25 protein-coding genes and 1 pseudogene are annotated in these 26,356 nt (G+C 59.7%); 14 read left to right on the top strand and 12 right to left on the bottom strand.

Translation table 11 applies throughout. The features are described from left to right. Positions 1-94: 94 nt before the first annotated feature. Positions 95-955 (bottom strand): universal stress protein, encoded by an 861-nt coding sequence (locus AB4N43_RS04110; RefSeq protein WP_410922049.1) that lies wholly within the window; start codon positions 953-955, stop codon positions 95-97. 162 nt (positions 956-1,117) lie between these two features. On the opposite strand from AB4N43_RS04110, the gene AB4N43_RS04105 reads away from it, so the two are divergent. Further along, positions 1,118-1,726, top strand: a complete 609-nt coding sequence (locus AB4N43_RS04105) for a MiaE family protein (RefSeq protein ID WP_027923352.1) — start codon at positions 1,118-1,120, stop codon at positions 1,724-1,726. Between the two features lie 18 nt (positions 1,727-1,744). Here the strand turns inward: AB4N43_RS04105 and AB4N43_RS04100 are convergent, their stop codons facing one another. Together AB4N43_RS04100 and AB4N43_RS04095 are read right to left on the bottom strand one after the other, a co-directional pair. After that, positions 1,745-2,233, bottom strand: coding sequence for a GFA family protein (locus tag AB4N43_RS04100; protein ID WP_460153257.1), 489 nt, complete (start codon positions 2,231-2,233; stop codon positions 1,745-1,747). A 37-nt stretch (positions 2,234-2,270) separates the two neighbouring features. Next, complete coding sequence (locus AB4N43_RS04095; RefSeq protein ID WP_460153255.1) at positions 2,271-2,696, bottom strand: PaaI family thioesterase; 426 nt, start codon at positions 2,694-2,696, stop codon at positions 2,271-2,273. A gap of 230 nt (positions 2,697-2,926) precedes the next feature. Between AB4N43_RS04095 and AB4N43_RS04090 the strand changes: the two genes are divergently transcribed. The 3 genes from AB4N43_RS04090 to AB4N43_RS04080 all read left to right on the top strand — a co-directional run bounded on the left by AB4N43_RS04090 (position 2,927) and on the right by AB4N43_RS04080 (position 6,136). Continuing rightward, positions 2,927-3,811, top strand: a complete 885-nt coding sequence (locus tag AB4N43_RS04090; RefSeq protein ID WP_027923355.1) for a LysR substrate-binding domain-containing protein — start codon at positions 2,927-2,929, stop codon at positions 3,809-3,811. Positions 3,812-3,911: 100 nt separating this feature from the next. After that, the gene (aguA, locus tag AB4N43_RS04085; protein WP_460153254.1) at positions 3,912-5,036 is read left to right on the top strand and encodes an agmatine deiminase; all 1,125 of its coding nucleotides are present in this window, start codon (positions 3,912-3,914) and stop codon (positions 5,034-5,036) included. A gap of 2 nt (positions 5,037-5,038) precedes the next feature. After that, complete coding sequence (locus tag AB4N43_RS04080) at positions 5,039-6,136, top strand: extracellular solute-binding protein (protein ID WP_027923357.1); 1,098 nt, start codon at positions 5,039-5,041, stop codon at positions 6,134-6,136. Positions 6,137-6,251: 115 nt separating this feature from the next. Here AB4N43_RS04080 and AB4N43_RS04075 read toward each other — a convergent pair whose 3' ends face one another. From AB4N43_RS04075 to AB4N43_RS04065, 3 genes are read right to left on the bottom strand one after another with little or no spacing between them, the layout of a single operon-like run. Further along, on the bottom strand, positions 6,252-6,869 hold the full coding sequence (locus AB4N43_RS04075; RefSeq protein ID WP_027923358.1) for a DNA-3-methyladenine glycosylase family protein: 618 nt from the start codon (positions 6,867-6,869) through the stop codon (positions 6,252-6,254). Between the two features lie 5 nt (positions 6,870-6,874). Continuing rightward, the gene (locus AB4N43_RS04070) at positions 6,875-7,678 is read right to left on the bottom strand and encodes an isocitrate lyase/PEP mutase family protein (protein ID WP_027923359.1); all 804 of its coding nucleotides are present in this window, start codon (positions 7,676-7,678) and stop codon (positions 6,875-6,877) included. A 31-nt stretch (positions 7,679-7,709) separates the two neighbouring features. Further along, a complete protein-coding gene (locus AB4N43_RS04065) occupies positions 7,710-8,792 on the bottom strand; it encodes a bifunctional transcriptional activator/DNA repair enzyme AdaA (protein WP_027923360.1) in 1,083 nt (360 codons plus the stop codon). Between the two features lie 118 nt (positions 8,793-8,910). Between AB4N43_RS04065 and AB4N43_RS04060 the strand changes: the two genes are divergently transcribed. Both AB4N43_RS04060 and AB4N43_RS04055 read left to right on the top strand, forming a co-directional pair. Further along, the gene (locus AB4N43_RS04060; protein ID WP_460153252.1) at positions 8,911-9,330 is read left to right on the top strand and encodes a VOC family protein; all 420 of its coding nucleotides are present in this window, start codon (positions 8,911-8,913) and stop codon (positions 9,328-9,330) included. Between the two features lie 495 nt (positions 9,331-9,825). Then, positions 9,826-10,218 (top strand): DUF6124 family protein, encoded by a 393-nt coding sequence (locus AB4N43_RS04055; protein WP_027923362.1) that lies wholly within the window; start codon positions 9,826-9,828, stop codon positions 10,216-10,218. A gap of 207 nt (positions 10,219-10,425) precedes the next feature. Here AB4N43_RS04055 and tspO read toward each other — a convergent pair whose 3' ends face one another. From tspO to AB4N43_RS04040, 3 genes are all read right to left on the bottom strand, one after another. Then, a complete protein-coding gene (gene tspO / locus AB4N43_RS04050; protein WP_027923363.1) occupies positions 10,426-10,866 on the bottom strand; it encodes a tryptophan-rich sensory protein TspO in 441 nt (146 codons plus the stop codon). Between the two features lie 171 nt (positions 10,867-11,037). After that, entirely contained in the window at positions 11,038-11,658 is a 621-nt protein-coding gene (locus AB4N43_RS04045) for a LysE family translocator (RefSeq protein WP_460153250.1), read from the bottom strand. A 90-nt stretch (positions 11,659-11,748) separates the two neighbouring features. Beyond that, positions 11,749-12,645, bottom strand: a complete 897-nt coding sequence (locus AB4N43_RS04040; RefSeq protein ID WP_194939577.1) for a DMT family transporter — start codon at positions 12,643-12,645, stop codon at positions 11,749-11,751. Positions 12,646-12,732: 87 nt separating this feature from the next. Between AB4N43_RS04040 and AB4N43_RS04035 the strand changes: the two genes are divergently transcribed. From AB4N43_RS04035 to AB4N43_RS04015, 5 genes are all read left to right on the top strand, one after another. After that, positions 12,733-14,064 (top strand): aminotransferase-like domain-containing protein, encoded by a 1,332-nt coding sequence (locus AB4N43_RS04035; RefSeq protein WP_460153248.1) that lies wholly within the window; start codon positions 12,733-12,735, stop codon positions 14,062-14,064. Between the two features lie 150 nt (positions 14,065-14,214). Next, positions 14,215-15,183 (top strand): tripartite tricarboxylate transporter substrate binding protein, encoded by a 969-nt coding sequence (locus AB4N43_RS04030; protein ID WP_027923367.1) that lies wholly within the window; start codon positions 14,215-14,217, stop codon positions 15,181-15,183. 1 nt (position 15,184) lies between these two features. Continuing rightward, on the top strand, positions 15,185-15,679 hold the full coding sequence (locus AB4N43_RS04025; RefSeq protein ID WP_027923368.1) for a tripartite tricarboxylate transporter TctB family protein: 495 nt from the start codon (positions 15,185-15,187) through the stop codon (positions 15,677-15,679). A 24-nt stretch (positions 15,680-15,703) separates the two neighbouring features. Continuing rightward, positions 15,704-17,212, top strand: a complete 1,509-nt coding sequence (locus AB4N43_RS04020) for a tripartite tricarboxylate transporter permease (RefSeq protein ID WP_027923369.1) — start codon at positions 15,704-15,706, stop codon at positions 17,210-17,212. Positions 17,213-17,313: 101 nt separating this feature from the next. Beyond that, the gene (locus AB4N43_RS04015) at positions 17,314-17,901 is read left to right on the top strand and encodes a LysE family translocator (protein WP_027923370.1); all 588 of its coding nucleotides are present in this window, start codon (positions 17,314-17,316) and stop codon (positions 17,899-17,901) included. A gap of 17 nt (positions 17,902-17,918) precedes the next feature. Here the strand turns inward: AB4N43_RS04015 and AB4N43_RS04010 are convergent, their stop codons facing one another. The 3 genes and pseudogenes from AB4N43_RS04010 to AB4N43_RS04000 form a co-directional block, all read right to left on the bottom strand. After that, positions 17,919-21,566 (bottom strand): hypothetical protein, encoded by a 3,648-nt coding sequence (locus AB4N43_RS04010; RefSeq protein WP_460153245.1) that lies wholly within the window; start codon positions 21,564-21,566, stop codon positions 17,919-17,921. A gap of 176 nt (positions 21,567-21,742) precedes the next feature. Continuing rightward, complete coding sequence (locus AB4N43_RS04005; protein ID WP_059180968.1) at positions 21,743-22,576, bottom strand: AraC family transcriptional regulator; 834 nt, start codon at positions 22,574-22,576, stop codon at positions 21,743-21,745. 108 nt (positions 22,577-22,684) lie between these two features. Then, positions 22,685-22,852: pseudogene (locus AB4N43_RS04000) on the bottom strand (VOC family protein); the annotation flags it as partial. A gap of 255 nt (positions 22,853-23,107) precedes the next feature. Here AB4N43_RS04000 and AB4N43_RS03995 point away from each other — a divergent pair. From AB4N43_RS03995 to AB4N43_RS03985, 3 genes are all read left to right on the top strand, one after another. Beyond that, positions 23,108-23,356, top strand: a complete 249-nt coding sequence (locus tag AB4N43_RS03995; protein ID WP_027923373.1) for a hypothetical protein — start codon at positions 23,108-23,110, stop codon at positions 23,354-23,356. Between the two features lie 351 nt (positions 23,357-23,707). Next, complete coding sequence (locus tag AB4N43_RS03990; RefSeq protein ID WP_027923374.1) at positions 23,708-24,163, top strand: (2Fe-2S)-binding protein; 456 nt, start codon at positions 23,708-23,710, stop codon at positions 24,161-24,163. A gap of 24 nt (positions 24,164-24,187) precedes the next feature. Beyond that, positions 24,188-26,356, top strand: coding sequence for a xanthine dehydrogenase family protein molybdopterin-binding subunit (locus AB4N43_RS03985; RefSeq protein ID WP_460153242.1), 2,169 nt, complete (start codon positions 24,188-24,190; stop codon positions 26,354-26,356).

Below are 26,356 nucleotides of genomic sequence, written 5' to 3'. Positions count from 1 at the left end.
CCACGCCCGGCTCCTCCAGTCAAGCTCCGGTGCCCACAAAACCCTGTGGGAGCCGGGCTTGTCCGCGATGGCGTCCGACCAGGCGCCACAGATTTCAGTGCTGAGCCAACTCGTCAAGGTGATCCTCAATCTCCTGCGGTTTGAGCACCAACACATCACTTTCCACCGAATCGAGCACCACTTCCGCCGTATTGCCGATCAACGCCCCCGACACCCCCGACCGCGCCACGGTGCCGATCACGGTCACCGCCGCCTGCAGCTTGTGCACCATGAACGGAATCAACACATCCGCCGGACCTTCCTCGATATGCAAATGCGCATCGTCGATGTCGAACTCCGCCTGGAACGCCTTGCATTGTTCGCGATAGCGCGCCTCGATGGTTTCGCTGAGTTGAAACGTCGGGTCGGCCGCCGACAGCATCGGCGATGGATGCGCGCTGATCACGTGCAGATGCGCCTTGGCCAGACTGGCGATGTCATAGCCGTAATCGATGATGGTGTTGTGCAGGTGACGGTGCTCACCGTCGGTGTTGCCCACATCAATGGCGGCCAGAATGACTTTGTCTTTCCAGGAACCGGACGTTTTCACCAGCAGCACCGGTGTCGGGCATTTACGCAATAATTTCCAGTCGTCCGGGGTCAGCAAAGCTTTTTTCAGCGGGCTGTCCGGGTAATGCTGCTTGATCACCAGCCCGCAGCCTTCGGCTTGCTGCACGTCGATGATGGTTTGGTACAGGCTTTCGTTCCAGGCCTGTTCGGTGGTGACGCTAAAGCCGTCCTCCAACAAGGCTGCCTTGAGCACGCCCAACATAGCGCTATGGTCATGTTTGCGGTCACCGACCAGCAGGTGCAAGTGGGCCCGGGTCACTCTGGCAATCAATTTGGCCCGTTTGAGCGCCAGGCTCTCCGAGTGTTCGGGTTCGAGGACCACCAGGATGCTGCGAATGGCTTGCATGAGCGGGATCTCCATAAACGGCTAAAAAGCACGGCGTTGCACAACTATAGTTCCTGCTCGCCAACCAGGTACTTGATGCATATCAACGGTTGGCGACTGGTGGTCTGGCGGCAGGCCGGTATAATCGGCGCCCTTCGTTTTGACCATTTATCCGTGAGCCCCATGATCCTTCCCGAAATTCACGAGTTCCTCGGCTGCCGCACCCCTGACGGCTGGGTGCAGGCCGCACTGGCTGATCAGGAAACCTTGCTGATCGACCACAAGAACTGCGAATTCAAGGCCGCCAGCACCGCGCTGAGCCTGATTGCCAAGTATCACTCCCACGTCGACCTGATTAACCTGATGTCGCGCCTGGCCCGGGAAGAACTGGTGCACCACGAACAGGTCATGCGCCTGATGAAAAAGCGCAAGATCGAGCTGCGCCAGTTGTCCGCCGGGCGCTACGCCTCGGGCCTGCGCAAAGTGGTGCGCAGCCATGAGCCGGTGAAACTGGTCGATACGCTGGTGGTGGGGGCCTTCATCGAAGCCCGCAGCTGCGAACGTTTCGAGGCGCTGGTGCCGCATCTGGACGAAGAACTGGGCAAGTTCTACTTCGGCCTGCTGAAAAGCGAAGCCCGGCATTTCCAGGGTTACCTGAAGCTGGCTTACCAGTACGGCGACGCCAAGGACATCGCCCACGTGATCGACAAGGTGCGCGCGGCCGAGCAGGAACTGATCGAGTCACCGGACGTGGAATTCCGTTTCCACAGCGGTGTACCGGCTGCGGCCTGACACAACCGGAGAGGCGCTTTAGCAGCTCAAACCCAACCGTTCGTGCCATTCGGCAATGGACTCCTCGGGATAAACCTCGAACTGCTGATCACCCGCGTGCGCCTCAACCTCTACCCACGGTGCTTTTGAACCGAGCATCAAGTGCGTGTGCTCCGGTGGTACCGGCAGCGAAGTGTCGATGGCGGAGGCGAACGGGTGGATCAGCTCCGGCCATTCCGGGCTGAACAGCCACAGTCCCGTCCCGCACAGCGAGCAGAAATGCCGCTCGGCGCTGCTGCTGTGCGCCCGTTTATCGCCTTCGTCCTTCAGGCGCGCATGGTAGATCGCGATGTGTTTGCGACCGCGAACCTTGAGGCTTGCGGCCTCACCGCCGAGGTTGATCGCAAACCCGCCACCGCCCTGGGTCTTGCGGCAGATCGAGCAATAGCAACGCTGATAAGGGTAGGGGTGGGCACTGTTCAAACTGAACGACACCGCGCCGCAATGGCAGGAACCTTCGAGTTGCATGGCAACCTCCGACTGGTCTGGGGTTTATCCAGACAGACTAGACCGGCACCAGAATCGCATCCCCCGTCGCCACCAGCTTGAGTTGATCACCGCTCTGGGCAAACAGCTCGGCGCGGGCGAATACCTGTTTCTTGCCGGCCTTCACCACCCGGCCGCGAGCGAAGAACACTTCACCGACAGCGGGCGCCAGGCAGTTGACCGAGAAGTGCGAGGCCAGCACGTTGCCGGCGACCGTGCCAGCAGCAAAACCGCAAGCGGTGTCGAGCAGCGCGCCGATCAGGCCAGCGTGCAGAAAGCCTGCGTATTGCGCCATATCGGTGTAGCGAAAAGCCATGCTCAGCTCGGCTTCGCCGCTGGCGGCATGGGTCACCTCAAAACCGGCCCAGCGGTTGAAGGCTGAGGTTGAGTTGATCTGTTTGAGTGCGTCGAGCATCGCGAATCCCTCCAGTTGAGGCACCAACATGCGCCCGGTCTGGAGGGAAGTCATGGTGGATAAGGGAGGGTGATGGGCCTAGGGATTTGTGGTGAATGGGCTGCCGCCATCGCGAGCAAGCTCGCTCCCACAGGGGATTTTGTGAACGCCCGAGGTCCCCTGTGGGAGCGGGCTTGCCCGCGATGAACGATAACGCGGTCCTGCTGGACGCCCGCGAATGGCCAAGGCAGCATGGGCGCCTCCATCACCGGGGCTGAATCATGCGACGACTACCCTCTCTGGCCGCACTGCGAACCTTCGAATGCGCCGCCCGCCACGCGCATTTCGGCCGGGCCGCCGCCGAGTTGTGCGTCACCGACAGCGCCGTCAGCCATCAAATCCGCCAACTCGAAGAACACCTCGGTGTTTCGCTGTTCATCCGCGAAGGCCGACAGATTCGCCCGACCATGGCCGCCGGCCGACTGATGCAAAGCTTGCAGCAAGCCTTCGAACTGATCGGCGAGGCCTGCGATGAGCTGCGCGATCCGTCATCCCTGGCGGTGTTGCGCCTGGCCGTTACCGCCGAGCTGGCGCAAAAATGGTTGATGAGCCGCCTCACGGATTTCTACGCGCGCTACCCGCACATCACCCTGCACCTGTACGAACAACCGATTGACGGCACGGCGCCGGGTGAAGACATCGACCTGGCGATTACCTACGGCACCGGTCCGGTGGACAGCAGTGCGTACTTCGTCAGGCCCTTGCCGGCGTTGCAGTTTTTCCCGGTGTGCAGCCCCGGCCTGTTCAATCAGGGCACGCTGAAAACGCCGAAAGATCTGGCGCGGCATTGCCTGTTGCACGACGATCAGGACGGCAAGACCTGGACGGCCTGGCTGACCAGTCATGCCGGTGATCAACGCCCCGAACGGCAGCTGTATTTCGCTCACGCCGGCCTCGCGCTGGAAGCCGCGGCCCAGGGGCAGGGCGTCGCGATGGGCGATAACCTGACGGCGCAGGAAGATTTGCTCAACGGGCGTCTGGTCCGGCCTTTCACCTCGAGCATGACTGCTCTTGGCCAATACGCACTGGTGTGCGAGCGGGTGCGACTGGAGCGTCCGGCGGTGGCGCAGATGCTGGAGTGGTTCAACGATCAGTTGATCGATTGATGAGTTGAATTCAACTATTCCGAAATAATCATCGTTGGCGAGGACGGCGCCAGCGACCTTAGCCTGTGGTCATTCCAATCCCCGCTGACGAGGTTTGACCATGGCACGTTTGCTCGATTCCACCCCCAAACAAGACGGTTTCCGCTTGCCCGGCGAATTCGAAACCAAGTCCGGTTGCTGGCTCGGCTGGCCGGAGCGCACCGACGTCTGGCGCAACGGTGCCAAGCCTGCGCAGAAAGTCTGGGTGCAAATCGTCACCGCGATTTCCCACAGTGAACCGGTCACTGTTTGCGCCTCGGCCGCGCAATTCGCCACTGCCCGCCGCCAATTGCCGCCGCAAGTGCGCGTGGTGGAAATGACCTGCAACGACACCTGGTTTCGCGACAGCGGGCCATGCTTCGTGGTCAATGACCACAGTGGCGAAGTGCGCGGTGTTGACTTTGAGTTCAACGCTTACGGCGGTCTCGATGGCGGTTTGTACTACCCGTGGGACAAGGACGATCAGATCGCCAGCAAAATCCTCGAAATCGAACGTTTCGACCGCTATCGCGCCCCGCTGATCGCCGAGCTGGGCGGCATCCAGAGTGACGGCCAGGGCAGCATCCTCACCACCGAACAATGCCTGCTCAACCGCAATCGCAACCAGCATCTGGGCAAGGAAGAAGTCACGCGGCGCCTGACCGATTACCTCGGTGCCGAGCAAGTCATCTGGCTGCCACGGGGCTGCAAATTCGACGAAACCGACGGCCATGTCGATGACCTCGCGTGCTTCGTGCGCCCCGGCGAAGTGGTGCTGCAATGGACCGACAACCGCAATGACCCACAATGGGAAATCTATCAGGAGGCCTACGACATTCTGCGCAGCACCCGCGACAGCCGTGGCCGTGAATTGATCGTGCACAAACTGCCGCAACCGGACGTGCTGGAGTGGACTGCTGAAGAAGCCGAGGGCCTGGATCAGCAGGACAGTACACACACGCGTCAGGCCGGGACGCAAATCTGCGCGTCGTACATCAACTACTACGCCGGCAACACCTCGATCGTGGTGCCGCTGTTTGGTGATCGCAACGATCAGGCCGCCCTGGCGACCCTGGCCGAACTGTTTCCGCAGCACAAGATCGTCGGCATCGAAAACTCCCGGGAAATCCTCCTTGGCGGCGGCAACGTGGCTTGCATCACCATGCCTCAGTACGCCGCGCCTGCCAGCCACAAAAAGGGAGTATGAACATGGGCCTGCACAAACTGACTCAAGCGTTAATGCTGGTGCTTGCACCCCTGTGTGTGCAGGCCGCCGACACCGCCAAACCGGTGGTCAACCTGTACATCTGGGGCGAGTACCTGGCGCCGGATACGCTGAGCAATTTCGAGAAAAAAACCGGCATTCATGTGGTGGCCGATCACTTTGATTCACTGGAAACCGTCGAAACCAAATTGCTCACCGGGCGCAGCGGCTATGACCTGGTGCTGACCGCCGGGCAGCATCTGTCCAGAGCGATTCAGAGCGGCGCGATCCAGACGCTGGACCGCAAGCAAACGCCGCACTTTCAAGGCGTCGGCGAGGAGTTCCGCCAACACATGGCGGTGTTCGATCCGGGCAACCGCTACGCCGGCATTTATGCCTGGGGCACCACCGGCGTCGGTTACCAGGAAGAAGCGGTGAAGCAGCGCCTGGCCGACGCGCCACGAGACAGTTGGGCGATGCTGTTCGACCCGGCGGTGGTGTCGAAATTTGCCGATTGCGGGGTCAGCCTGCTCAACGATCCCAACGAAGTCTTCGCAGCGGTCATGAAGTACATGGGCCTGGACATCAATCGCCAGAGCCTCGATGACCTGAAACTGGCCGAGCAGCAATTGGCCAAGATCCGGCCGTACATTCGCTACTTCGACAATGACCTGAACATCAGCGACCTGGCCAACGGCAACACCTGCGTGGCGATGTCGTGGAACGGCAACGTGGCCATCGCGGCGGGGCAGGCCGAGGCGGCGAAGAAACCGTTCACGCTGAAGTACCGGATACCCAAGGAAGGCACGTTGATCTGGTTTGACGCCATGGTCATTCCCAAGGATGCACCACACCCCGAGGCGGGGCTGGCGTTGATGGATTACCTGATGACGCCTGAAGTGATTGCGCCGATCACCGACACCATTCACTACGCCAATGCGATTACGGCCGCGGACGGGCTGGTTGATCCGGCGATTCGCGATGATCCGGGGACGTATCCGTCGGCGCAGGTGCGAGCTTCGTTGTATAGCAAGAATGACAATGGAAAGGCGTTTAACAGGGCGTTGATCCGGGCGTTTAGCCGGTTGAAGTCGGGGTTGTGACATGAGGTGGATGTGATTCCGCCATCGCGAGCAAGCTCGGCTCCTACATTGGATCTTCGGCGTTCACGAAGTCCCTGTGGGAGCCGGGCTTGCCCGCGATAAACGATAACGCGGTCTACCGGCTAGGCACCCGCCACAAATACCACGCCGCCACCGTCCGGTACGGGCTCCACCCCAACCCGATCTCCACCATCTGCTTGCGCGTCGGTTGCACCTCCAGCCCCTTCATCCGCCGATAGCCCTCACGTACGCCAAAGTCATCGGCCGGCAAAATATCCGGCCGTTCAAGGCTGTAAATCAGCAACATCTCAACCGTCCAGCGTCCGACCCCGCGCAAGGTGATCAAGCGCTCGATCAACGCCTCATCGTCCATGGCCAACGCCGTCGCATAATCCGGCACCACGCCGTCCAGCGTCGCTTGGGCAATCCCCTGAATGGTCGCGATTTTGCCCGCCGAAAACCCGCAACTGCGCATCTGATCAAACCCGGTCGCCAGAATCTGCTCCGGTCGTGGAAACGCCACTGACGGAAACAACCCCAGCAAGCGACCGACAATCGCATCCCCGGCCTTGGCGTGCAGTTGCTGGTAGGCAATCGCCCGCACCAGCGACTCGTACGGATCGCGAGCCGCATGGGGTTGATGCAGGCACGGGCCGACGGCGGCGATGTGGCGCGCCCAGTCGGCGTCGAGGGACGCCAGAAATTCGGTCGCGGGCCGATAGGGATCGGGCATGGCGATCAAGCGTTCCCGGCCGTTTTCAGCAGGGCGTTGACTTCACCGTACGTAAACGCCTTGAGGTGGCTGCTGTCGAGTTTGCCGGTTTCCAGAAAACCCTTGGCTAGCCCGGCCATGGCGCCATACAAAAACTCGGCGATGCCCGAACCGGCACTCAAGCGCCGCACGCCCAAGGCTTTCAGCGTTTCGGGCGATGGCAGGCTCGCAAGCCCCAGCACGTTCACCGGCAACGTCGTGCCCTGGCACAGTGCGGCGATTTCGTACTCCGCCGACACGCCCGCGGCGAACAACCCGTCGGCCCCCGCCGCTTGATACAACGCGGCACGCTTGAGGGTCTCGGCAACACGGTCCTCGGCCGGCACCAGTCCCTTGAGGTACACATCGGTGCGCGCATTAATGAACAGCTGCACATTGCGCTGATCCGCCACCTTGCGCGCCACTTCGATCTTGCGCACCAGCAACTCGGGCGGGGACGCGCCGTCCTCGATATTGATCCCGACCGCACCGGCAGCAATCACCGCTTCAATCACTTGCGCGACCCGCGTCAGGTCATCGGAATAACCGGCCTCGACGTCCACGGTCAACGGCACGGAAATCACTCGCGCGATGGACTCGACGGTTGAGACCAGACGGTCGAGGGGCAGGGCGTTGCCGTCCGCGTAACCATGGGCCCAGGCCACCGCCGCGCTGCTGGTGGCGACGGCTTTGCAGCCCAGTTGCTCGACGATGCGCGCCCCGGTGGCATCGGCGACGTTGGTGAGGATCAACAAGCCTTCGTGGTGCAGTTGGTGGAATTGCTTGTCCATCGAATGTCCTTCCTTATGACGATTGAGGCAATCAGAACGCCAGTTGTTGGGTCATCTGCAGCGCAGCGTTTTCCAGCCGGAGCAGAAACGCCTTGCGCGGTTGTCCTCCACCATAGCCGGTCAATGAGCCGTCTGCACCGATCACCCGGTGGCACGGCACCACGATGGCCAGGCGGTTGTGCCCGTTGGCCAAACCCACTGCGCGACTGGCGCCGGGTTTGCCCAATAACCTGGCGATGCTGCCGTAGGTGCTGGTCTGGCCGTACGGGATCTGTGCCAGTGCAGCCCAGACCTGCCGGGCGAACTCGCTGCCGGGCGTGTGCAGCGCGACCGTGAATTCGCTGAGTTTGCCGGCGAAGTACTGCGCCAGTTCGGCTTCGATTTGCTGCAAGTGCGCGTTATGCCCCGGCGCGACCGCGTAGCCGTAACGGTTCTGCAGTTCTTCGACTTCACGGGTCAGTGCCGGGCGGTCGAGGAACTCCAGCAACACCAGCCCGCGACGCTCGGCCATGGCAATCATCGGCCCCAGTGGCGTGGTCAGCCGGGTGAAGAGCAGGGGTTCACTCTGTGCGGCCCGGCCCGGGGTGATGTGGAACGACTTCTGGAACGCGTCACGAAAACCGCTGAGGGATTCATAACCCGAGTCGAAGGCTGCGCTGTCGATGGAATCGCCCTGTTTGATCCCGCCCAGCGCCATGCCGAGACGGCGGGTGCGCAGCCAGGCGTGAAACGTCATGCCGAAATGCTGTTTGAACCAGCGCCGCAACTTCAGCGGCTCGATGCCCTCGGCCAGCAACTGGGCGTCGGTCCAGCGCTGCTCGGGGTCGGCGTCCACCGACTTCAGCAGTGTCTGTACCCAGTCGGGCGCGATGGCGGCTGCATCCAGCGGTTTGCAGCGCAGACACGCGCGATAACCCGCCGCCATGCATTCATCGGCGTGCGCAAAGAACTCGACGTTCTCCGGTTTCGGCGAACGCGCCGTACACCCGGGGCGGCAGAAGATCCCGGTGGTTTTCACGGCCGTGAAGAACACGCCTTCGTAGGCAGTGTCGCGTTCGAGCATGGCGCGAACCATTTCGGCGTGGGGCGGCAGCACAGCGGTTTGTATGTTCATGGGCTGAGCATAAAACCCTGCGGGCGGTGACTCCACCGGAAAATCGACAGTGAATTTTTGTGGTGCTGGACTACAGTATCCGGGCTACCGGTCATGTAACCCTTCAGGAACTGATTTCATGCATCCGTTCACGATTCAACACATTGATCACATCGTACTGCGCGTCCAGGACCTGGAGCGCAGCATCACGTTTTACGCCCAGGTATTCGGCGCTGAACTGGTCAAGCGCCGCGATGATCTGGGGCTGGTGCATCTGCGCGCCGGGACCTCGATGATCGACCTCGTCAGCCTGGACGGTGAGCTCGGACGCAAGGGCGGCGCTGCCGCCGGTCAGGAGGGGCGTAACCTCGACCATGTCTGCCTGCGCATCGAACCGTTTGATGAAGCGGCGCTTGTCAGCCATTTGCAGTCGTTTGGTTTGACGACGGAGAAAGCGGCTAAGCGCTTTGGTGCTGAGGGTTATGGCTTGTCTCTGTATTGCTTCGACCCGGATGGCAACCAGGTCGAGCTCAAGGGGGCGTCCACTGATCAGCCTTGAGCATCCTCAAGCCGCTCTCGTAAAAACTCGATTGGGGAACACGTGAACTTCAAGGGATCAAACTGGCCACTCGATAGGATCCGATCATTTTCTGAAATATGTCGGACGTTTCTTTGATCTTTTTTGAGGCCTTCACGCGTTTAACTTGGCGTGTTTAAAAAACACTTGCGGTTACGTCCCGAAGGCTACAAAACCTTGCGCCGTTACCTACGATCAAGCCAGAATCCGCCGGCTTGTGCGGCTACGGGGTGGGCTATATCGTTTCCCTGTCACTGAAAAACAGTGATCGGGTTTGGTAGCCCGTCTAGAAGCCGCATGACAACACCTTATGTAGTCTCTTTTTGGGACTCTGTTTTTATGGTGGTCATGCGTGGGGCTCCATTGTGAGCGCCGGGTTTCCAGCTTCTACCGGTCTACCAACCCACGTATGGCCGCCACCCCTTCGTTTGGTAGCGAGGGTGATGGCTCCTCAATATTAGAAGTTGGAGTTCATCTATGTTCAAAGTAACACCCAACCCGCCAGACACCGATTCACCCGATGCCGATCCGCCAAACGCCGATTCAGTGTCCCCGTACGAAACCCTCGACCCCAAAAAACTCCACGACGCCGCCGAACGCGCGCTCAACTTCTATCTCAATCCGGCGGCGCTCATGAACAACACCCCACGTAAACCCAGCACCATTTACATGATTGCCCCAGACGTCGACCATGAAACCTTACTGGTTCAAACGTGCGAGAACATGGCGTCGGCCAGTGTCATGGCCAGCAACGTGGCGGCCTCGCTAGAGGGGACTCATCGCAGTAACGTCCTGGCATTGCAGCAGGTCATCATGCTGGGGGAGTTGGCGGTGAATCGAATGCTGGATAACTTCGTTCCGCCTAAGTAATCGCTGCATCACGTTGGCGGGGGAGTTTGCTTCCTCGCCAACGGTGCGTGGTGGGCGAGGAAGCCCGCGTGCTCAACTCAACACCGCTTGGCGTACCAGGTCTGTTCACTGCGCAGAAATGGTTATCTTCGAACCCGGTAGCGGGATCGTGACGCTGAAGGCCATGCACCGGGATGTGATTTTCGTGATCGGTTCAGCGGAACCTCATCAGCGGTTATTGCGCAAGATGGAAAAATTCAACGCCGCTGCCACGCAAAGCCACCCAAGGTAAGGCAGCAGAATCAAGCCAGTGATCACATCCAACTGCAACGCCATCACCACCATCACCGCGACCACCAGCCAGAGCAGCATCAGGATCACCATGCTGGCGAAAACGCGATGCGCGCCGAAGAATACCGGCGTCCACAGCGTATTGAGCGCAATTTGCGCGGCCCACAAAGCCAGCACCTCCTGACTGCCAGGGATCAGGGTCAATCGGTACCCGGCCCAGGCGAGCAAAAGGTAGATCGTCGACCAGGCGACCGGAAACACCCAGTTGGGTGGGGTGAAGCCGGGTTTGACCAGCGATTCGTACCACTGGCCCGGTTTGAAAAAGAAGCCTGTGCTTGCGGCGGCACCGCAGGCTAGAAGAAAAACGAGAAAGGTCATCGGCGATCCTTGGCTGAGGTCAGTTGTCTGGGAGCTGCGAAGCCCTGTCGGCAGCATTAAAGAGATGACGCCCGGTGACGCGAAAAGTTTGGAGGGAGGGATGACATTTCTCAGACGCAAAGGAGCGAAGGGGGTGATGCCGTGCTTAAAGAACCATCGCCCCCCGTTTGATCACGCTCGCTTCGCCATCAACAACACCGAAGCCGCCGCCGACAACAACCCCGCGCAGCACCGGTTGAAAATCCGCTTGCCACGCGGCTCGGCGAACCAGCGACGCATGTGCAATCCCATGTAGGCGTACGCGCTGATGGCGATCCATTCCAGTATCAAAAACAGCGCACCCAGCAACGCAAATTGCGGCGTCACGGCGCGGGTCGGGTCGACGAACTGGGGCAGGAACGCGGTAAAGATCAGGATGGCCTTGGGATTGCCGGCCGCGACCAGAAACTCCTGCCGCGCCAGGGCCATCACACCGACGGGTGGCCGGGTGTCAGCGCGCTCAGCGCCCGGATCGGCACGCCACAATTGCCAGGCGAGATAAAACAGATACGCCGCGCCGACGATCTTGATTCCGTAGAACAGCATTTCGGAGGTTTGCAGCACCACGGCCAACCCGGCGGAGGCGAGGGCGATCATGCCGGCGAAGGCCAGCAACCGACCGATCCCGGCCACGCAGGAGATGCGGTAGCCGTAGCGAGTCGAGTTGCTGACCGACAGCAGATTATTCGGGCCGGGCGCCATGTTCAGGGCAAAGCAGGCGGGCAGGAAAAGGGTGAGGGTGGCGAGGTCCATGGCGAGTCTCCGCAAACGAGAACGCCATTTTTATCATGGGCGGTGGACGGACCGCCCGGTACAGCCATGGACACAAGCCGCAGTACACTTTTATTTGGCGAACTTCCTCGCGCCTGCCACGCAGAGAATCACCGCCACGGTGACCCCGAGCATGCCGAGGCTGACCTGTTCGTGCAGCAACGTCGCCGCCAGCGCCAGGCCGAAAAACGGCTGCAGCAGTTGAAGCTGTCCCACCGCCGCAATCCCGCCCTGCGCCAATCCGCGATACCAGAACACGAAACCGATCAGCATGCTGAACAGCGACACATACGCCAGGCTCAACCAGGCCGGCATCGTGATCCCGGACAATGAAACGGGCATCCGCCACACCGTCAGCGCGACCATCAGCGGCAGCGACAACACCAAGGCCCAGCAAATCACCTGCCAGCCGCCCAGTGTTCTGGAGAGTTTGGCGCCTTCGGCATACCCCAGGCCACAGGCCAGAATCGCCAGCAGCATCAGCAAATCACCGACAGGCGACGCGGTAAGGCCTTGGGAAACGGCGAAGCCGATCACCAGCAAACTGCCCAGCACCGAGAAAAACCAGAACGCCGGCCGTGGACGTTCGCCACCGCGCAACACGCCAAACGCGGCCGTGGCGAGCGGCAACAGACCGACAAAGACGATGGAATGCGCCGACGTCACGTATTGCAACGCCAATGCCGTCAGCAGCGGAAAGCCGACTACAACTCCCAGCGCCACAATGACCAAAGGCAACAATTGACTACGCGCCGGGCGCTTTTCCTTGAACAGCCACAGCATGCACAGCGCCAGCACGCCGGCGATGGTGGCCCGGGCGACGGTCAGGAACACCGGGTCGAGTTCGAGCACAGCCACGCGGGTGGCGGGCAGTGAGCCGCTGAAGATCAGCACGCCGATGAAGCCATTGATCAGCCCGCTGGCGTGCTTGTCCAGTGTCGGTCTGTTGAGCGTTGAGGTCCTGTCCATGTGGCGTCTCCGAGGCAGGTTGCGTGAAAGGCATCTTATGAGCCAGGATTAAGAACAATCAAAAAATTGTCATGGATACACCCCACGATGCCACGCTCCCGTTACAAGTCCCTGGTGGACACCCTGGCCGCCGATATTCACGCGGGGCGCTTGCTGCCGGGCACACGCTTGCCGACGCACCGTCAGTTGGCCGCCAGCGAAGGCCTGGCGCTGGTCACGGCCAGCCGGGTGTATGCCGAACTGGAAGCGATGGGATTGGTCAGCGGTGAAACCGGGCGCGGGACCTTTGTCCGGGAGACGTCGTTGCCGCCCAGCCACGGCATCGATCAGCCGGACATTGCGCCAGGGGTGATTGACCTCAATTTCAACTATCCCGCGCTGCCGGGGCAGGCCGACCTGTTGCGCAATGCCTTGCGCCAACTCGCGTTGTCCGGCGACCTGGAATCGCACCTGCGCTACCAGCCTCACTGCGGACGGGCGCATGAGCGCGCCTCCATTGCTCGACATTTGCTTAGCCGTGGCCTGACGGTTGAAGCCGACAACGTGTTGATTGTCAGCGGCGCTCAACACGGTCTGGCAGTGACGTTGATGGCATTGCTGCGACCCGGTGACGTAATCGCGGCGGACGCGCTGACCTACTCGGGTTTCAAAGTGCTGGCCGCCACGCTGCACCTTGAAATCGTGCCCATTCCCGTCACGGAACACGGTCCGGATCTGCAGGCGCTGGAGGACCTGTGCCGCCGCCGGACGGTGCGCGCCGTCTACACCATGCCGACCCTGCATAACCCGATGGGCTGGGTGATGCCGGCCGAGCAGCGCGAACATCTGGTGTCGATTGCGCGCAAGCACGACCTGCACATCATTGAGGACGGGGCTTATGCGTTTCTCGCCGAAGACGCGCCGCCGCCCATCACTGAGTTGGCCCCGGAGCGGACGATTTACGTGTCCGGTTTTTCCAAGAACGTCGCCACCGGTTTGCGCGTTGGTTTCATTGTGGCCCCTGCGCAGAAGGTCGCCGAGCTCGAGCGCACGATCAGGGCGACCACCTGGAACACCCCGGGCGTTATGACGGCCATCGCCTGCGCCTGGCTTGAGGATGGCACCGTCACCCGGCTCGAAGCGCAAAAACGCGAAGACGCACAGGCACGACAGAAGCTGGCCGATGAGGCGCTCAGCGGACTTGCGGTGATCCGCCATCCGTCGTCCTACTTTCTGTGGCTGCCTTTGTCGGAAGACGCACGGGCAGACCAGATTGCCGTGGCGTTGATGCGTGAGCAGGTTTCTGTGTCCACCGCCGAACCCTTCGCGATTTCGCTCCATGTACCGCACGCCTTGCGGTTGGCGTTGGGCTCGGTGGACATGGACACACTTCGACAAGCACTGGTGAAAGTGAAGTGGGTGGTGGACGCGCATACGTAAAAAGTCCAAGGCCCCGGGCGATCTGGACAACAACACACCCTCAATCAAAACCATGGCCTACGCTTGTTCACAGACGCATGTTCAGTGAGCAGGGGTTGCTCCTGAGCGCGATTCAACGGCACCTACAAAAACAAGATCAGGAGACCGCTCATGTTCGCTTTGTTCCGTCGTTTCAACTACGCCGCTGCTGTGGCGATTACCGCTGCCGCACTCTCGACACCCGCCATGGCGCTGGACACCGTCAAGTTCATGGCCCCGGGTTCGGTCGGTGGCGGCTATGACCAGACCGCCCGCGAACTGGGCAAAGCCTTGATCGAGGCCAAGGTCGCTAAATCCGCCACCTTCGAAAACAAGGGCGGGGCGGGTGGAACGCTGGGGCTGGCGCAGTTTGCCAACAGCACCAAGGGTGATGGCGATGCGTTGCTGGTGGTGGGCGCGATCATGGTCGCGGGCATTGAACAGAACAAACCGCAAATCACCTTGAAGGACGTGACACCGATTGCCCGGTTGTTCACGGAGTACAACGTGATTGCAGTGCGCAAAGAGTCCGAGTTCAAAACCCTGGAAGACTTGCTCAAGGCCTTCAAGGAAAAACCGACCAGCATCACGTGGGGCGGCGGCTCCAAAGGCTCGGTCGATCACATCGGCATCGCCGAACTGGCCGGCAAAATGGACATCCCGGTGAACAAGGTCAACTACGTCGCTTTCGCCGGTGGTGGTGAAGTGGTTGCCCAGGCGCTCGGCGGGCAGATCAAGGTGATCACCGGCGGTTATGCCGAACTGGGTCAATACATCAAGAACGGCCAGTTCCGTGTGCTCGCCATCGGCGCGCCGGAGCGTGTGCCTGGCATTGATGCACCGACCCTCAAAGAGAAAGGTTACGACGTGATCATCGGCAACTGGCGCGGTGTGTACGGCGCGGCAGGCCTGAGCCCGGAGCAGCGTAAAGAACTGACCGACGCCGTTGTCGCGGCTTCCAACAGCCAATCCTGGAAGGACAACATCCAGACCAACGCATGGTCGCCGAGCGTGTTGACCGGCGATGAGTTCGGCAAGTTTGTCGCCGAAGAACACGTGCGGTTGCACGCGATGCTGGTCAACGTCGGGCTGCTGAATTGACATGGCCGGCCCGCGCAACATCGTGCCGCCACAGTTGGCGATCGGCCTTGGCCTGATCGCCATCAGCGCCGTTCTGGCGGTCGGTGCCTTCCGGTTTCCGCCCGAGATGGGCTTCGTCATTTTGGGCGCGCATGTCTATCCCTATGGGTTGGCGGTGTTCCTTGGCGTGGTCGGTTTGCTGCTGAGTTATCAGGCCGTTACCGGTGGTTTTCGCGAGCTGGCGGATCACCATGACGAATCGGCCAAAGCGCTGCCCGGCGGCAAACGGGGTGTGGCGTGGGTGACGGCGGGACTGGTGGGGGTGGCGGTGCTGATCAACCTGATCGGTTTCGTCCTCGCCGCCGGGCTGTTGTTTGTCTGTGCCGCACGCGGGTTTGGCAGTCGCCATCCACTGCGCGACCTGGCCATCGGCATTGCCCTGACGCTGCCGATTTATTGGCTGTTCAACGCCGGGCTCGGGGTTTCCCTGCCGCCCCTTGTCAACGCCTGGATCTGATCCGGGCCACAGGAGATCAACCCGGTGGATATTCTTGCAAGTCTGGCGATGGGGTTTTCCGCCGCGCTGTCGCCGATCAATCTGATGTGGGGCTTTATCGGCTGTCTGCTCGGCACGGCCATTGGCGTGTTGCCCGGCATTGGGCCGGCGCTGACCGTGGCGCTGTTGCTGCCGATCACCGCCAAGGTCGATCCGACCGGGGCGCTGATCATGTTTGCCGGTATCTATTACGGCGCGCAGTTTGGCGGTTCCACGACTTCCATTTTGCTCAACACGCCGGGTGAGTCGTCCTCCATGGTCACGGCCCTGGAAGGTAACCTGATGGCCCGCAATGGCCGGGCCGGGCCGGCACTGGCCACGGCGGCCATCGGTTCATTTGTGGCCGGGACGATTGCCACGATCCTGCTGACGCTGTTTGCCCCGGTGGTTGCCACACTGGCGCTGAAATTCGGCCCGGCGGAGTATTTCGCGATTCTGGTGCTGTCGTTCACCACCGTGTCGGCGGTCCTCGGCGCGTCGATGCTGCGCGGTTTCGCCTCGCTGGGGGTGGGCCTGGCCATTGGCTTGATCGGCCTGGATTCGACCTCGGGCATTGCCCGCTACACCCTGGGGGTGCCGGAGTTGGTGGATGGCATTGAAGTGGTGTTGGTGGCAGTGGGTCTGTTCGCGGTGGGGGAAGCGTTGTACAGCCTGTTGTATCAAAAAGAAGAAGCCGGCAACCGACACCGCTTGACCTCGTTGTGGATGACCCGCGCTGACTGGAAACGTTCGGTTCCGGCCTGGCTGCGCGGCACCCTGATCGGCTTCCCGTTCGGTTCAATTCCGGCCGGTGGCGCCGAGATTCCGACGTTTCTGTCCTATTCGGCCGAACGCAAGCTGAGCAAATACCCGAAAGAGTTCGCTGGCAGTAAAGGCGAGGGCGCGATTGAAGGCGTGGCCGGGCCTGAGGCGGCCAACAATGCCAGTGCGACCGGCTCGTTGGTACCGCTGCTGACGCTGGGCATTCCGACTTCCGCCACGGCGGCCATCCTGTTGGCCGCGTTCCAGAACTACAACCTGCAACCCGGCCCGATGCTGTTCCAGACCTCGGGCGACCTGGTCTGGACCCTCGTCGCTTCGCTGTACATCGGCAACGTCATCCTGCTGGTGCTGAACCTGCCGCTGGTGGGTTTGTGGGTCAAGCTGCTGCAGATTCCGCGACCTTACCTGAACGCTGGCATCCTGGTGTTCGCCACCATCGGTGTGTACGGCATGCGTCACTCGTCGTTCGATCTTTTGCTGATGCTCGGCATCGGCTGGGGCGGAGTGCTGATGCGGCGTTTTGATTTCCCCGTGGCGCCGGTAATCGTGGGGATGTTGCTCGGGCCGATGGCTGAAAAGCAGCTGCGTAATGCGCTGTCCATTAGCGAAGGCGACTGGACAACCTTTCTCACGCAACCCATCGCCGCATCGTTCCTCGCCCTGACGTTGCTGGTGCTGATCGTCCCGCATTTGCTCCACGCCCGAGGCATCAAGCTGCACGAGGATGATTGAACCCATACGTGTCGCAATGCTTTGGGCAGTTTTCTTCAATACGCGCAGCAGGGTGCTCAGTAACTTGAGCGCTGATTTCCCTGAATTGAAGAAGGTGCGCGATGAGTCTGTTGATTTCCATGGCAACGTTTGCACTGGTGGCGTCGATAACGCCGGGGCCGGTGAACATTGTGGCGTTGAGCTCGGGCGCGCAGTTCGGCTTTCGCGCCAGTCAACGGCACGTCGCCGGGGCTACGCTGGGGTTCGTGTTGTTGCTGGTGTTGATGGGGCTCGGGCTGCATGAGGTATTGCAGGTGTGGCCGGCGCTGACGCGGGTGGTGCAATGGGCGGGCGTGGCGTTTCTGTTGTTCATGGCCTGGAAACTGGCGGCGGACGATGGCCGACTGGATGTGAACGGGTCCGCAAAGGCGCCTTCGATGGTGTACGGCGCAATCATGCAATGGCTCAACCCGAAAGCCTGGCTGGCCTGCGTGGCAGGGATGGGCGCCTTCGTCGCGGACGGTGAGGCGCGGCTGATCTGGCAGTTTGCGGCGGTGTATCTGGTGATCTGTTATGTGTCGGTGGGCTGCTGGGTGTATGCCGGAACATTCCTGCAGGGTTATTTGAATAATCCGGCAGGAATGCGCTTGTTCAATCGGGTCATGGCGCTATTGCTGGGGGCGAGTGCCGTGTATCTGCTGGTTTCCTGACCCCCGGACAACTCGCCTCAATCGAGGCCGTGCAGCAAACTGAACTCGTTTTTTGTCAGCGCGGTGAAGCGGTTGTTTCGCAGTTGGCTGATGGCATACAGCGCGCGACCTGTGCGGCCATTGCCGTCGCCCAAACCGTGGAAACCCACGACAGTTGCCAGCAAATGTTTGTCGAAGTACTCATGGCCGGTGTCCAGCGTTTTCAGGTGCTGTTCCATTGCGGCGAAGCCACTGATGTTGCTGGCGTACTTCTTGTCATTGACGCCAATGCGCACGACGTCAGAGGTCGCGGGGGCAATCCGTGCGTGCACCTCTTTGATCACCGCCGGATCGGTCAGCGGTTTGTTGTTGCCTGCATAGTCACGCAGGACCTGAACGATGCTCTCAACGTCATTACCGGGAGAGGTCGAACCGTTGACAATCCAGGCACCGGCCCTGCGCGAATTATCCGTAAAGCCGTTCGGGTTGAACGTTGCTTCCGGCATGGCCTGGTTAAACGGCGCCTTGCCCAGATCCTGTTTCAGCACGTTTTGCTGGTAGCCCTTCATGTAATTGACGTTTTTTGCTTCGAACTGGGCATAGGTGGCCAGCGTGTCGGCATAACCTTGGGCACCCGATGCGGACCGTGCGGTGGTGTAGCCATATTGCGATTTGTCCAGGACTGCGGCGAACAGGTCATCGACCGCCGTTCGGCCTATCAATGCCTCCAGATCCTGCGCTTGCTTGAATGGGATCGCCGATTCGATGACCGCTTTATTGAACAGATGCTCAAGTTCAAGGTGGGTCGCACCCTCCGGTAATCGAATGTTCTTGTCCCCCAGACGGGCGACAATCTGTTCGACCGTCTGAAGGCTGTCGTCCTTGAACAGCGCACGCCCATGGGCAACTGTGTCCAGCGACATGCGAAGCCGGGGCCCGACACCGGTATGGTCGACGGCCTTGATCAAGTTGTAGCTGTTGGCACCGGTTATGTAACGCAGTTGCTGTCTGGCGGCGTGTGCCGCGGAGAGGCCGCTGCCGCTTAGTTTTGTTACGCCCCGGCCGAGTAGCTTGGCGCCCCCCTTGAGCAGATGTGATGCACCGCTGACCGGATTGACCAGACTGACGGCGGTACCGGCCACAACTTTGGACGCAGACAACAGTTTCGATACCAGGGTCGAGGCTTTTGCACTGATCGCGACGACTTTGACGCCGATAATCGCGAAGGACACGACCAGCGCTGCGGCGTCGATGACACACCCCAGTATCGCGTTACGTTGTCTGGATGGAACACCTGAGGACAGATCCTCAATGCACCCTTTGAACGGAACGATCAGGTTCAAAATGACGTTAAAGGCGGCATCGGAACTGGCAATGGCTTGTTCGCGCGCCGTTTCGTCAAGGCTCAACGTTTTCAAGGCGGCTTTGTTGAAGTACGGGTTCTGCTTGGCAATAAAATCGCTGATTTCATTTTTCCGCTGGGAGCGGAAGTAGCGGTTCGGCGAAGTAGTGTCGGTATTGTCAGAAGGTACATTGAACTCGCCGAGTTTGTGGAAGATAACCTGAGAGCGCTGGTCGCTACGGGGTGCCAGGTTTTTATAATACGCCTCGTCGTCTATGGGTGCCTCGTGAAAGACTCTTTTTTCTGGATAGCTTTTTTCGAAGTCAATATCGACGCCTTTTAACCAATACGCTTCAGTCAGTTGTTTGTTTACGACGCATTCCATTCTGAGTGGGAAAAGTTCATAGCCACGAATTTGCGAGTCCTTTCGTGCATAGATAATGACTCCATAAGGGCCTCTTTCGCCCAATGGGACGACGCCATCAAGTCCTCCCGGCCCCCACGAATTGACTTGGTAAATCGCTAGATACCCTTCTTCGATGAACTGCCTGTCCAGGGGGCGAAGTTGCGAAAAAGCAATGTTGATCGAGGCAGATAACGCGTGGGTCATCGTATCGATATGGTCGTCAAAGACGGGCTCGTACAGTTCGGCAACGGGAGGCATGCGGACCAGGTGAGGGAAAGACTTGTAAATACTTTCTCCTGAAATCCGGTCCCAATCCTCAGTATGAAGTTCGTCCCCCATATAAAGGTCTATCACCGATACCTTTCTTCCCGCCCCTCCACCGGTACCGCGATGTTTGACCAACAACTCCTCAGGGTCGCAGTCCGATTCCCAGGATTTCAACTCTTTCAACGCAAGTGCCTTGCGATGGGGTAATGGCTTGCCGAGTTGTTTCACGGCGCTGTTGATCATATCGATGTGCTGTTGATATTCATCCATGGCCAGGGTGACAGCATCCTTACTCAGGTTGCCTTCGGCGTCCCGGGAGACAAGTCTGTTCATCAAGGCCCAGGTGATGACCGGATCGACCGATACCGTCGTCGACAGGTTTTTTACAGCCGGGCTCAATTCCGATATCCGGCCAAACCCGAGCAACTGCTGATACGTCATGCTTCGAGAAACGCCGGGAACAATCGATTCGGCAAAGTGCACGGCTTGGGTGAATACAACCCAGCCGGGCGTTCCAAGGCGTAGTTCGGGCGGCAGATCATGGACCAGATATTCCGGTGCCATGCCTCCCAGGATCAGCTCTGCCACCAGCGGCGAAAAGAGTTCATGCAGTTTGAATGTAGAAACCAAATGCTGTTCAAGTTGCGTGCGCACGTCGGCCGGACTGGCCAGCAAGTATCGTTTGGAATAGAGGTCGAAGCCGGCAAATGTGGTATTGGCCCGATCAGCAGCGGGGTCCAGGTCAAGCAATATCGCCGCGATGACCAGTTGCTCAATAAACGGCTCTGCGGGTTTGAGGCCCGTCTCATCGGCGAACCATCCCAAGGCATCGATGTACGCTTGCCCATTGTCGGAGGCCCACACGGCGATGTCGATCAGCCGCGCCATTCGGTAACTTTGGCTGGTGGGCAATCCATCGGAGGAACCGCTTTCGAGCCTCAGCGAATCGCCAAGCAGGGCAACCAGAGAAACTTCGCCTGCGGTTTGCTCCTCGGAGACCTGGCGAATGATTGCACGGTTTTCTTCCGTGAGATTGAACGGAGAGTCTTCCGGTGAATCCAGTAGTTGCCAATAATCTTCATACGCAGGGCTGTCTGGCAGTGTCGAGTGATTGATCAAGTCGATCAGCTCTTTGGCGCTTTCTACGGTGCCAGGCAGTGGCAAGCCGTGAATGTTTAACCACTGACTGACCGCCATTTTCTCGGTGGCGGTCACCCACCCACCGGTCAACCTGGCCATACTCGCCAACAGTTGAAGGTCTTCTTCGAACGATTCAAGACCGGCGACATAGTGAGTGATGTCTGTGCGGGCAGAGAAGTAGCCGACGGTGATAACGTCAGTTTCGATGGTGCGGCTGCTGACGTTCTCATGGGTGTAATAGAGATGACCCGACTCATTGACTTGAAAAGAACTTGTCGGGGGGATGGACCGTTCAGCGCGAATCTTTAAAAAGTCGGGGTGACGAATAAGCCTGGATAGGCATATGGCGGCAGGGCGATGCAAGTTATCCAGATGAGAGTTTGCCATGCGTGTGACCGATAAGCGGTCCCACGACCAACCGATGGTTTCCATGACGTCTGCATCACTGAGGAAGTTGGCAATAACCTCGGTAATTGATTGTTTCTCTTGTTGGTTGTTGGGGTTAAAAAGGTTGTTGTATGAATTGCTCAAATGAGAAGTTCCATCTTCTGGTGTTGGTTTCGGGTGTGACTTGGAAGAGGAGCTTAAATAAGTGGGCGCTGCGTTGTCATTTTAGTTGTATGTCTTTGTATGACTTGTGTATGGCTTTAGTGCGGTTTCAATAGTTTCCATGCAATTAAATAACGCTCTAAGTGCAGAGTGTTTTCTTAACCGCGATACTGCCCGGGTGTCGCTGCCAGGTGCTGTTTGAAGACGCGCTGGAAATGCGCCTGATCAGCAAATCCCGCTTCCAGGGCAACATCAGCAATCAACTTGCCAATGCGCAATTGATCACGAGCGAACTGGATACGCCGGTTAACCAGAAAGGCATGGGGTGTCATGCCGTAATGTTGCTTGAAGGCGCGAATCAGGTAGGACGGCGACAGTTGAGCCGCGTCGCAAATGTCTTCGAGCTTGAGTGGGTGTGTGCAGTTGTCACGAATGTAGTCGGCAGCCCGCTCCAGCTTGAAATTGGGTTCGCGCGGCGCTTGATCGACCGGGTTGAGCCGCTGTTGTACCTCGGTAAAAAACTCTACCGCCGCGCTGTGTTTGCACAACACATCCTGCAGAGGATCAACCAGTATTTCGTACAAATCGTTGAGGCCGGCGAACAGGTTGCCGTCGCGGGTGTGGGTGATGGAAAAGCGTCTGAAGGCCGAATCCTGGCTGAAACCGAGCTGATGTTGCAGATCGGTCAGCCAAGGCGTCTCGACGTACAGCATCAGGTACGACCACGGCTGGTCGTCGATCGGATTGCAGGCATGCACATCATCAGGGTTCATCAACACCACGGTGCCGGTGCTGACCTCGAACTGCGCTTGCTCGTGAAGGTAGGTGCTGCGCCCGGCGGTGATCGCACCGATGGAAAAGTGCTCATGGGAATGCCGGGTGTAGCAGACCTCGCGGCCGTCGGCGATGGAGCGGGCTTCGATGAAGGGCAGGGCATCGTCACGCCAGAAGCGGGGGGCTTTGTCAGCGTCTTTGGCAACGGTGTGCTTCATCGTCAATGTCCTCGGCAGGCCAGCAACGGAGTGTATTAGCTCTCGCCGTCAAAGGCTCGTTGAGACTTGGTGGTGTTCGAGCTTTTCAGCATTTCCGTGCGCTGGATCGGTCAGCACCATGCCCTCGGGCATGGCGTGAATCTCTTGGCCAGCCTTGCCGTAATGGGGGGTGCCAGTGATTTTTGAGTGATCGAAGATCGAACAGTAAAACTTTGCCGCCTCTTCGGCCTGAGTGTCAAACCAAAGGCAGGGAGTCAGTTTTTGCACGCGTTGCAGGCTGGCGCTCCTCTACGGGTTACTCATGCTGGACTATCAGCGTAGTCAGCCTGGCGCTGACTGGTCGGACCGTAGATCGCAAATCTTGCCGAAGTATCGAGTCAATATGACTTGTTTGTGGGTCATAGTGACTATTTTTTGGTTTGGTCGATATGACTCTTATGCGTTCAACGTATTGATTTTAAAGGGCGCAATATCTGGCACGGCGCTTGATACTCCCAACGTACAACTGACCCGATTCAGGAGTACGACAATATGTTCGATTTTCTGAACAACCCTCTGCGCGTTCTGTACCTGTCGAGCAAAGTGCTCGGTGCCGGCCTGGTCATGCTGTTTGCCGGGATCTATGGCGCCTACCTGTACGACGGTCATATGCCCATCGCGTTGTTGGTGGCGATGCATGCCATGACCATCATCGGCCCTACATTGCTCAAGATCGGCTACGTCATGCGCTTGCTGGCCCAATACCGGTTGTCTAAAGCCCTGATCCCTGTGGTGGCTTGAAGTGAGAAAACGCTGTTACTGGTGTGGCTGCTGGCGCGATTGGCGTGGTTGCTGCCGATACCTGCGCCCATCCTTATTGCCTGATGGGCACTTTGCATCTGGGGCGCTTGTGGCGCTGGCATGATCGAGGGATCTGGCGGGTGCCGACAGCTGCTACAGGCGAACGCAGTGTCGCGGGTTTGGCGGCGGCAAAACAGCCATCAGATTGGGGTTCAAGGTGTGACCGGTGGTCGATGAACCGGTCTCGCCCGGCATTTTGCGCTTAGCTGAAGGGATAACCCAAGGCGCGCACAGGCATTTGATTGTCATGGCGACGCCCTTCAGAACACCGTGAGTCTGAGGAAATTCGCAATGCTGACCCTCAACATCAATGGCAAGGATCAGGCGCTGGATGTCCCCGCGGACATGCCGCTGCTCTGGGTCCTGCGCGATGTCGCGCACCTTACCGGCACCAAATTCGGTTGCGGCATGGCCCAGTGTGGTGCCTGCACCGTGCACGTCGATGGTGCGCCATTACGTTCCTGCATCACGCCCGCGACCGCCGTGGCCAACGGGCAAAAAATCCTCACCATCGAAGGCCTGTCCACTGATGGTTCGCACCCGGTGCAGCAAGCCTGGGCCGAACTCGACGTGGTGCAGTGCGGTTACTGCCAGTCCGGGCAAATCATGTCCGCCGCCGCATTACTGGCAAAAATTCCCAAGCCCACCGACAGCGACATCGATCAGGCGCTCTCCGGCAACATCTGCCGTTGTGGCACTTACCCAAGGATTCGTGCGGCGGTCAAACGCGCCGCCGAGATCGGTTGATGCCATGTGGAGGGAATCAGAACGATGAACAGTATCCTGGATGTCTCACGTCGCCGTTTTCTCAAGGGCAGTGTTTTGTTGGGGGGTGGGCTGGTGGTGGCGTTCGTCATCCCCGGCGCCCATCGTTTCGCCGTGGGCGCGGAGAATGAGGGCAACATTTTTGCACCCAATGCTTTCCTGCGCATTGGCAACGACAACAGCGTCACCGTACTGCTCGGCCATTCGGAAATGGGCCAGGGCATCTGGACCGGCCTGACCATGTTGATCGCCGAGGAGCTGGACGCCGACTGGACGACCATTCGCGTCGAGCATTCACCAGCCTCGGCCGCTGATTACGGTTTGGCCGGGTTTGGTGGCATGCAGATCACTGGCGGCTCGACGTCGACCTGGATGGAGTTTGACCGCTACCGGCAGGCCGGTGCAGCGGCGCGTTTGATGCTGATCCAAGCGGCGGCCAAGCGCTTCGACGTTGCGTCTTCGCAGATCCGTACCGAGTCGGGTGTGGTCATTGCCGGTGACAAGCGCGCCACCTACGGCGAACTGGCCGACGACGCCGGCAAGTTGCCGGTGCCGGATCCGGCCTCCATCAAATTAAAAGAGGCCAAGGACTGGAAGGTCATCGGCAAACCCACCAAGCGCCTGGACACGCCGGAGAAAATCACCGGGCGGGCCACGTTCGGCATGGACGTGCAGTTCGACGGCTTGATGACCGCCATGGTCGCCCGCTCGCCGGTGTTCGGCGGCAGCGTCAAATCCTTCGAAGGCGCAGAAGCGCTGGTGGTACCGGGCGTGCATAAAGTGGTGCAGGTGCCCACGGGCGTGGCGGTAATTGCCGATCATTACTGGGCCGCGAAGCTGGGGCGCGATGCGCTGAAAGTCGACTGGGACCTGGGGCCGAACACCGGGCTCGACAGCCAGAAGCTGCTGGAGAGTTTCCGCAAACTGGCTGCCACGCCCGGTCGTTCGGCGAGCAAGGCAGGCGATGCAACGGCGGCACTGGGCAAAGCAACGAAGAAGATCGACGTTGAATACAGCGTGCCGTACCTGGCCCATGCGCCGATGGAGCCGCTCAATTGCACGGTGAAAATCTCCGAGGACAAGTGCGAAATCTGGACCGGTACGCAGTTTCAGACACTGGATCAAATGATCGCGGGCAAGATCACCGGGCTCAAACCCGAACAGGTCGAAATCCACACCGAATTCCTCGGTGGCGGCTTCGGTCGCCGGGCCAATCCGACCTCGGATTTTGTCGCCGAAGCCGTGCAGGTTGCCAAAGCGGCGGGCGCGCCGGTGAAAACCGTGTGGTCACGCGAGGACGACATTCGCGGCGGTTACTACCGCTCGATGTTCCTGCATCAGGCCAATATCGGCCTGGATGCCGGCGGTATGCCGATTGCCTGGAAACACGTGATGGTCGGGCAGTCGATCATGGACGGTACTGCGTTTGCGGCGACCATGGTCAAGGATGGGGTCGACAAGACTTCGGTGGAAGGTGTCGCCGACAGCCCTTATCTGGAAGACCTGGCCAATCACCAGGTGGAGCTGCACTCGCCGAAAACCGGTATCAGTGTGTTGTGGCTGCGCTCGGTCGGGCACAGCCACACGGCGTTCGTCATGGAATCGTTGATCGATGAGCTGGCCGAGGCGGCCGGCAAGGATCCGGTGGAATACCGACGAACCTTGCTCAAGAACCATCCAAGGCACTTGGGCGTGCTCAATCTGGCGGTTGAAAAAGCCAACTGGACCGCGCCGTTGCCGGACGGCCACGCCTTGGGCGTCGCGGTGCACGAGTCGTTCGGCAGCTACGTGGCGCACGTCGCCGAAGTGTCCCAGGACAACCTCAAAATCCGTGTGCACCGGGTGGTGTGCGCGGTGGACTGCGGGATTGCGGTCAACCCGATGAGCATCGCGGCGCAAATGGAATCCTGCATCACCTTCGGCCTCGGCTTCGCCTTGCACAGCAAACTGACCTTCAAGGACGGGGAGGTGGTGCAATCCAATTACCACGATTATCAGGTGTTGCGGCTCAACGAAATGCCGGTGGTGGAGGTGCATATCGTGCCCAGTACCGAACGGTCCGGCGGCATCGGTGAGGCCGGCGTTCCACCCACCGCACCGGCCGTCGCCAACGCAGTGTTTGCCCTGACCGGGCAGCGCTTGCGCGAGCTGCCGCTGCAACTGTCGGGGGTGTGA

The organism is Pseudomonas sp. S2_B07, assembly GCF_054668435.1.
The sequence above is the reverse complement of the archived record's forward strand: the minus strand, read 5'-3'. Positions and strand labels throughout refer to the sequence as shown.

Excerpts from the sequence above, each read along its gene's own strand:
- AB4N43_RS04110 (WP_410922049.1), bottom strand. The coding sequence starts at position 955 with ATGCAAGCCATTCGCAGCATCCTGGTGGTCCTCGAACCCGAACACTCG.
- AB4N43_RS04105 (WP_027923352.1), top strand. The coding sequence starts at position 1,118 with ATGATCCTTCCCGAAATTCACGAGTTCCTCGGCTGCCGCACCCCTGAC.
- AB4N43_RS04100 (WP_460153257.1), bottom strand. The coding sequence starts at position 2,233 with ATGCAACTCGAAGGTTCCTGCCATTGCGGCGCGGTGTCGTTCAGTTTG.
- AB4N43_RS04095 (WP_460153255.1), bottom strand. The coding sequence starts at position 2,696 with ATGTTGGTGCCTCAACTGGAGGGATTCGCGATGCTCGACGCACTCAAA.
- AB4N43_RS04090 (WP_027923355.1), top strand. The coding sequence starts at position 2,927 with ATGCGACGACTACCCTCTCTGGCCGCACTGCGAACCTTCGAATGCGCC.
- aguA (WP_460153254.1), top strand. The coding sequence starts at position 3,912 with ATGGCACGTTTGCTCGATTCCACCCCCAAACAAGACGGTTTCCGCTTG.
- AB4N43_RS04080 (WP_027923357.1), top strand. The coding sequence starts at position 5,039 with ATGGGCCTGCACAAACTGACTCAAGCGTTAATGCTGGTGCTTGCACCC.
- AB4N43_RS04075 (WP_027923358.1), bottom strand. The coding sequence starts at position 6,869 with ATGCCCGATCCCTATCGGCCCGCGACCGAATTTCTGGCGTCCCTCGAC.
- AB4N43_RS04070 (WP_027923359.1), bottom strand. The coding sequence starts at position 7,678 with ATGGACAAGCAATTCCACCAACTGCACCACGAAGGCTTGTTGATCCTC.
- AB4N43_RS04065 (WP_027923360.1), bottom strand. The coding sequence starts at position 8,792 with ATGAACATACAAACCGCTGTGCTGCCGCCCCACGCCGAAATGGTTCGC.
- AB4N43_RS04060 (WP_460153252.1), top strand. The coding sequence starts at position 8,911 with ATGCATCCGTTCACGATTCAACACATTGATCACATCGTACTGCGCGTC.
- AB4N43_RS04055 (WP_027923362.1), top strand. The coding sequence starts at position 9,826 with ATGTTCAAAGTAACACCCAACCCGCCAGACACCGATTCACCCGATGCC.
- tspO (WP_027923363.1), bottom strand. The coding sequence starts at position 10,866 with ATGACCTTTCTCGTTTTTCTTCTAGCCTGCGGTGCCGCCGCAAGCACA.
- AB4N43_RS04045 (WP_460153250.1), bottom strand. The coding sequence starts at position 11,658 with ATGGACCTCGCCACCCTCACCCTTTTCCTGCCCGCCTGCTTTGCCCTG.
- AB4N43_RS04040 (WP_194939577.1), bottom strand. The coding sequence starts at position 12,645 with ATGGACAGGACCTCAACGCTCAACAGACCGACACTGGACAAGCACGCC.
- AB4N43_RS04035 (WP_460153248.1), top strand. The coding sequence starts at position 12,733 with ATGCCACGCTCCCGTTACAAGTCCCTGGTGGACACCCTGGCCGCCGAT.
- AB4N43_RS04030 (WP_027923367.1), top strand. The coding sequence starts at position 14,215 with ATGTTCGCTTTGTTCCGTCGTTTCAACTACGCCGCTGCTGTGGCGATT.
- AB4N43_RS04025 (WP_027923368.1), top strand. The coding sequence starts at position 15,185 with ATGGCCGGCCCGCGCAACATCGTGCCGCCACAGTTGGCGATCGGCCTT.
- AB4N43_RS04015 (WP_027923370.1), top strand. The coding sequence starts at position 17,314 with ATGAGTCTGTTGATTTCCATGGCAACGTTTGCACTGGTGGCGTCGATA.
- AB4N43_RS04005 (WP_059180968.1), bottom strand. The coding sequence starts at position 22,576 with ATGAAGCACACCGTTGCCAAAGACGCTGACAAAGCCCCCCGCTTCTGG.
- AB4N43_RS03995 (WP_027923373.1), top strand. The coding sequence starts at position 23,108 with ATGTTCGATTTTCTGAACAACCCTCTGCGCGTTCTGTACCTGTCGAGC.
- AB4N43_RS03990 (WP_027923374.1), top strand. The coding sequence starts at position 23,708 with ATGCTGACCCTCAACATCAATGGCAAGGATCAGGCGCTGGATGTCCCC.
- AB4N43_RS03985 (WP_460153242.1), top strand. The coding sequence starts at position 24,188 with ATGAACAGTATCCTGGATGTCTCACGTCGCCGTTTTCTCAAGGGCAGT.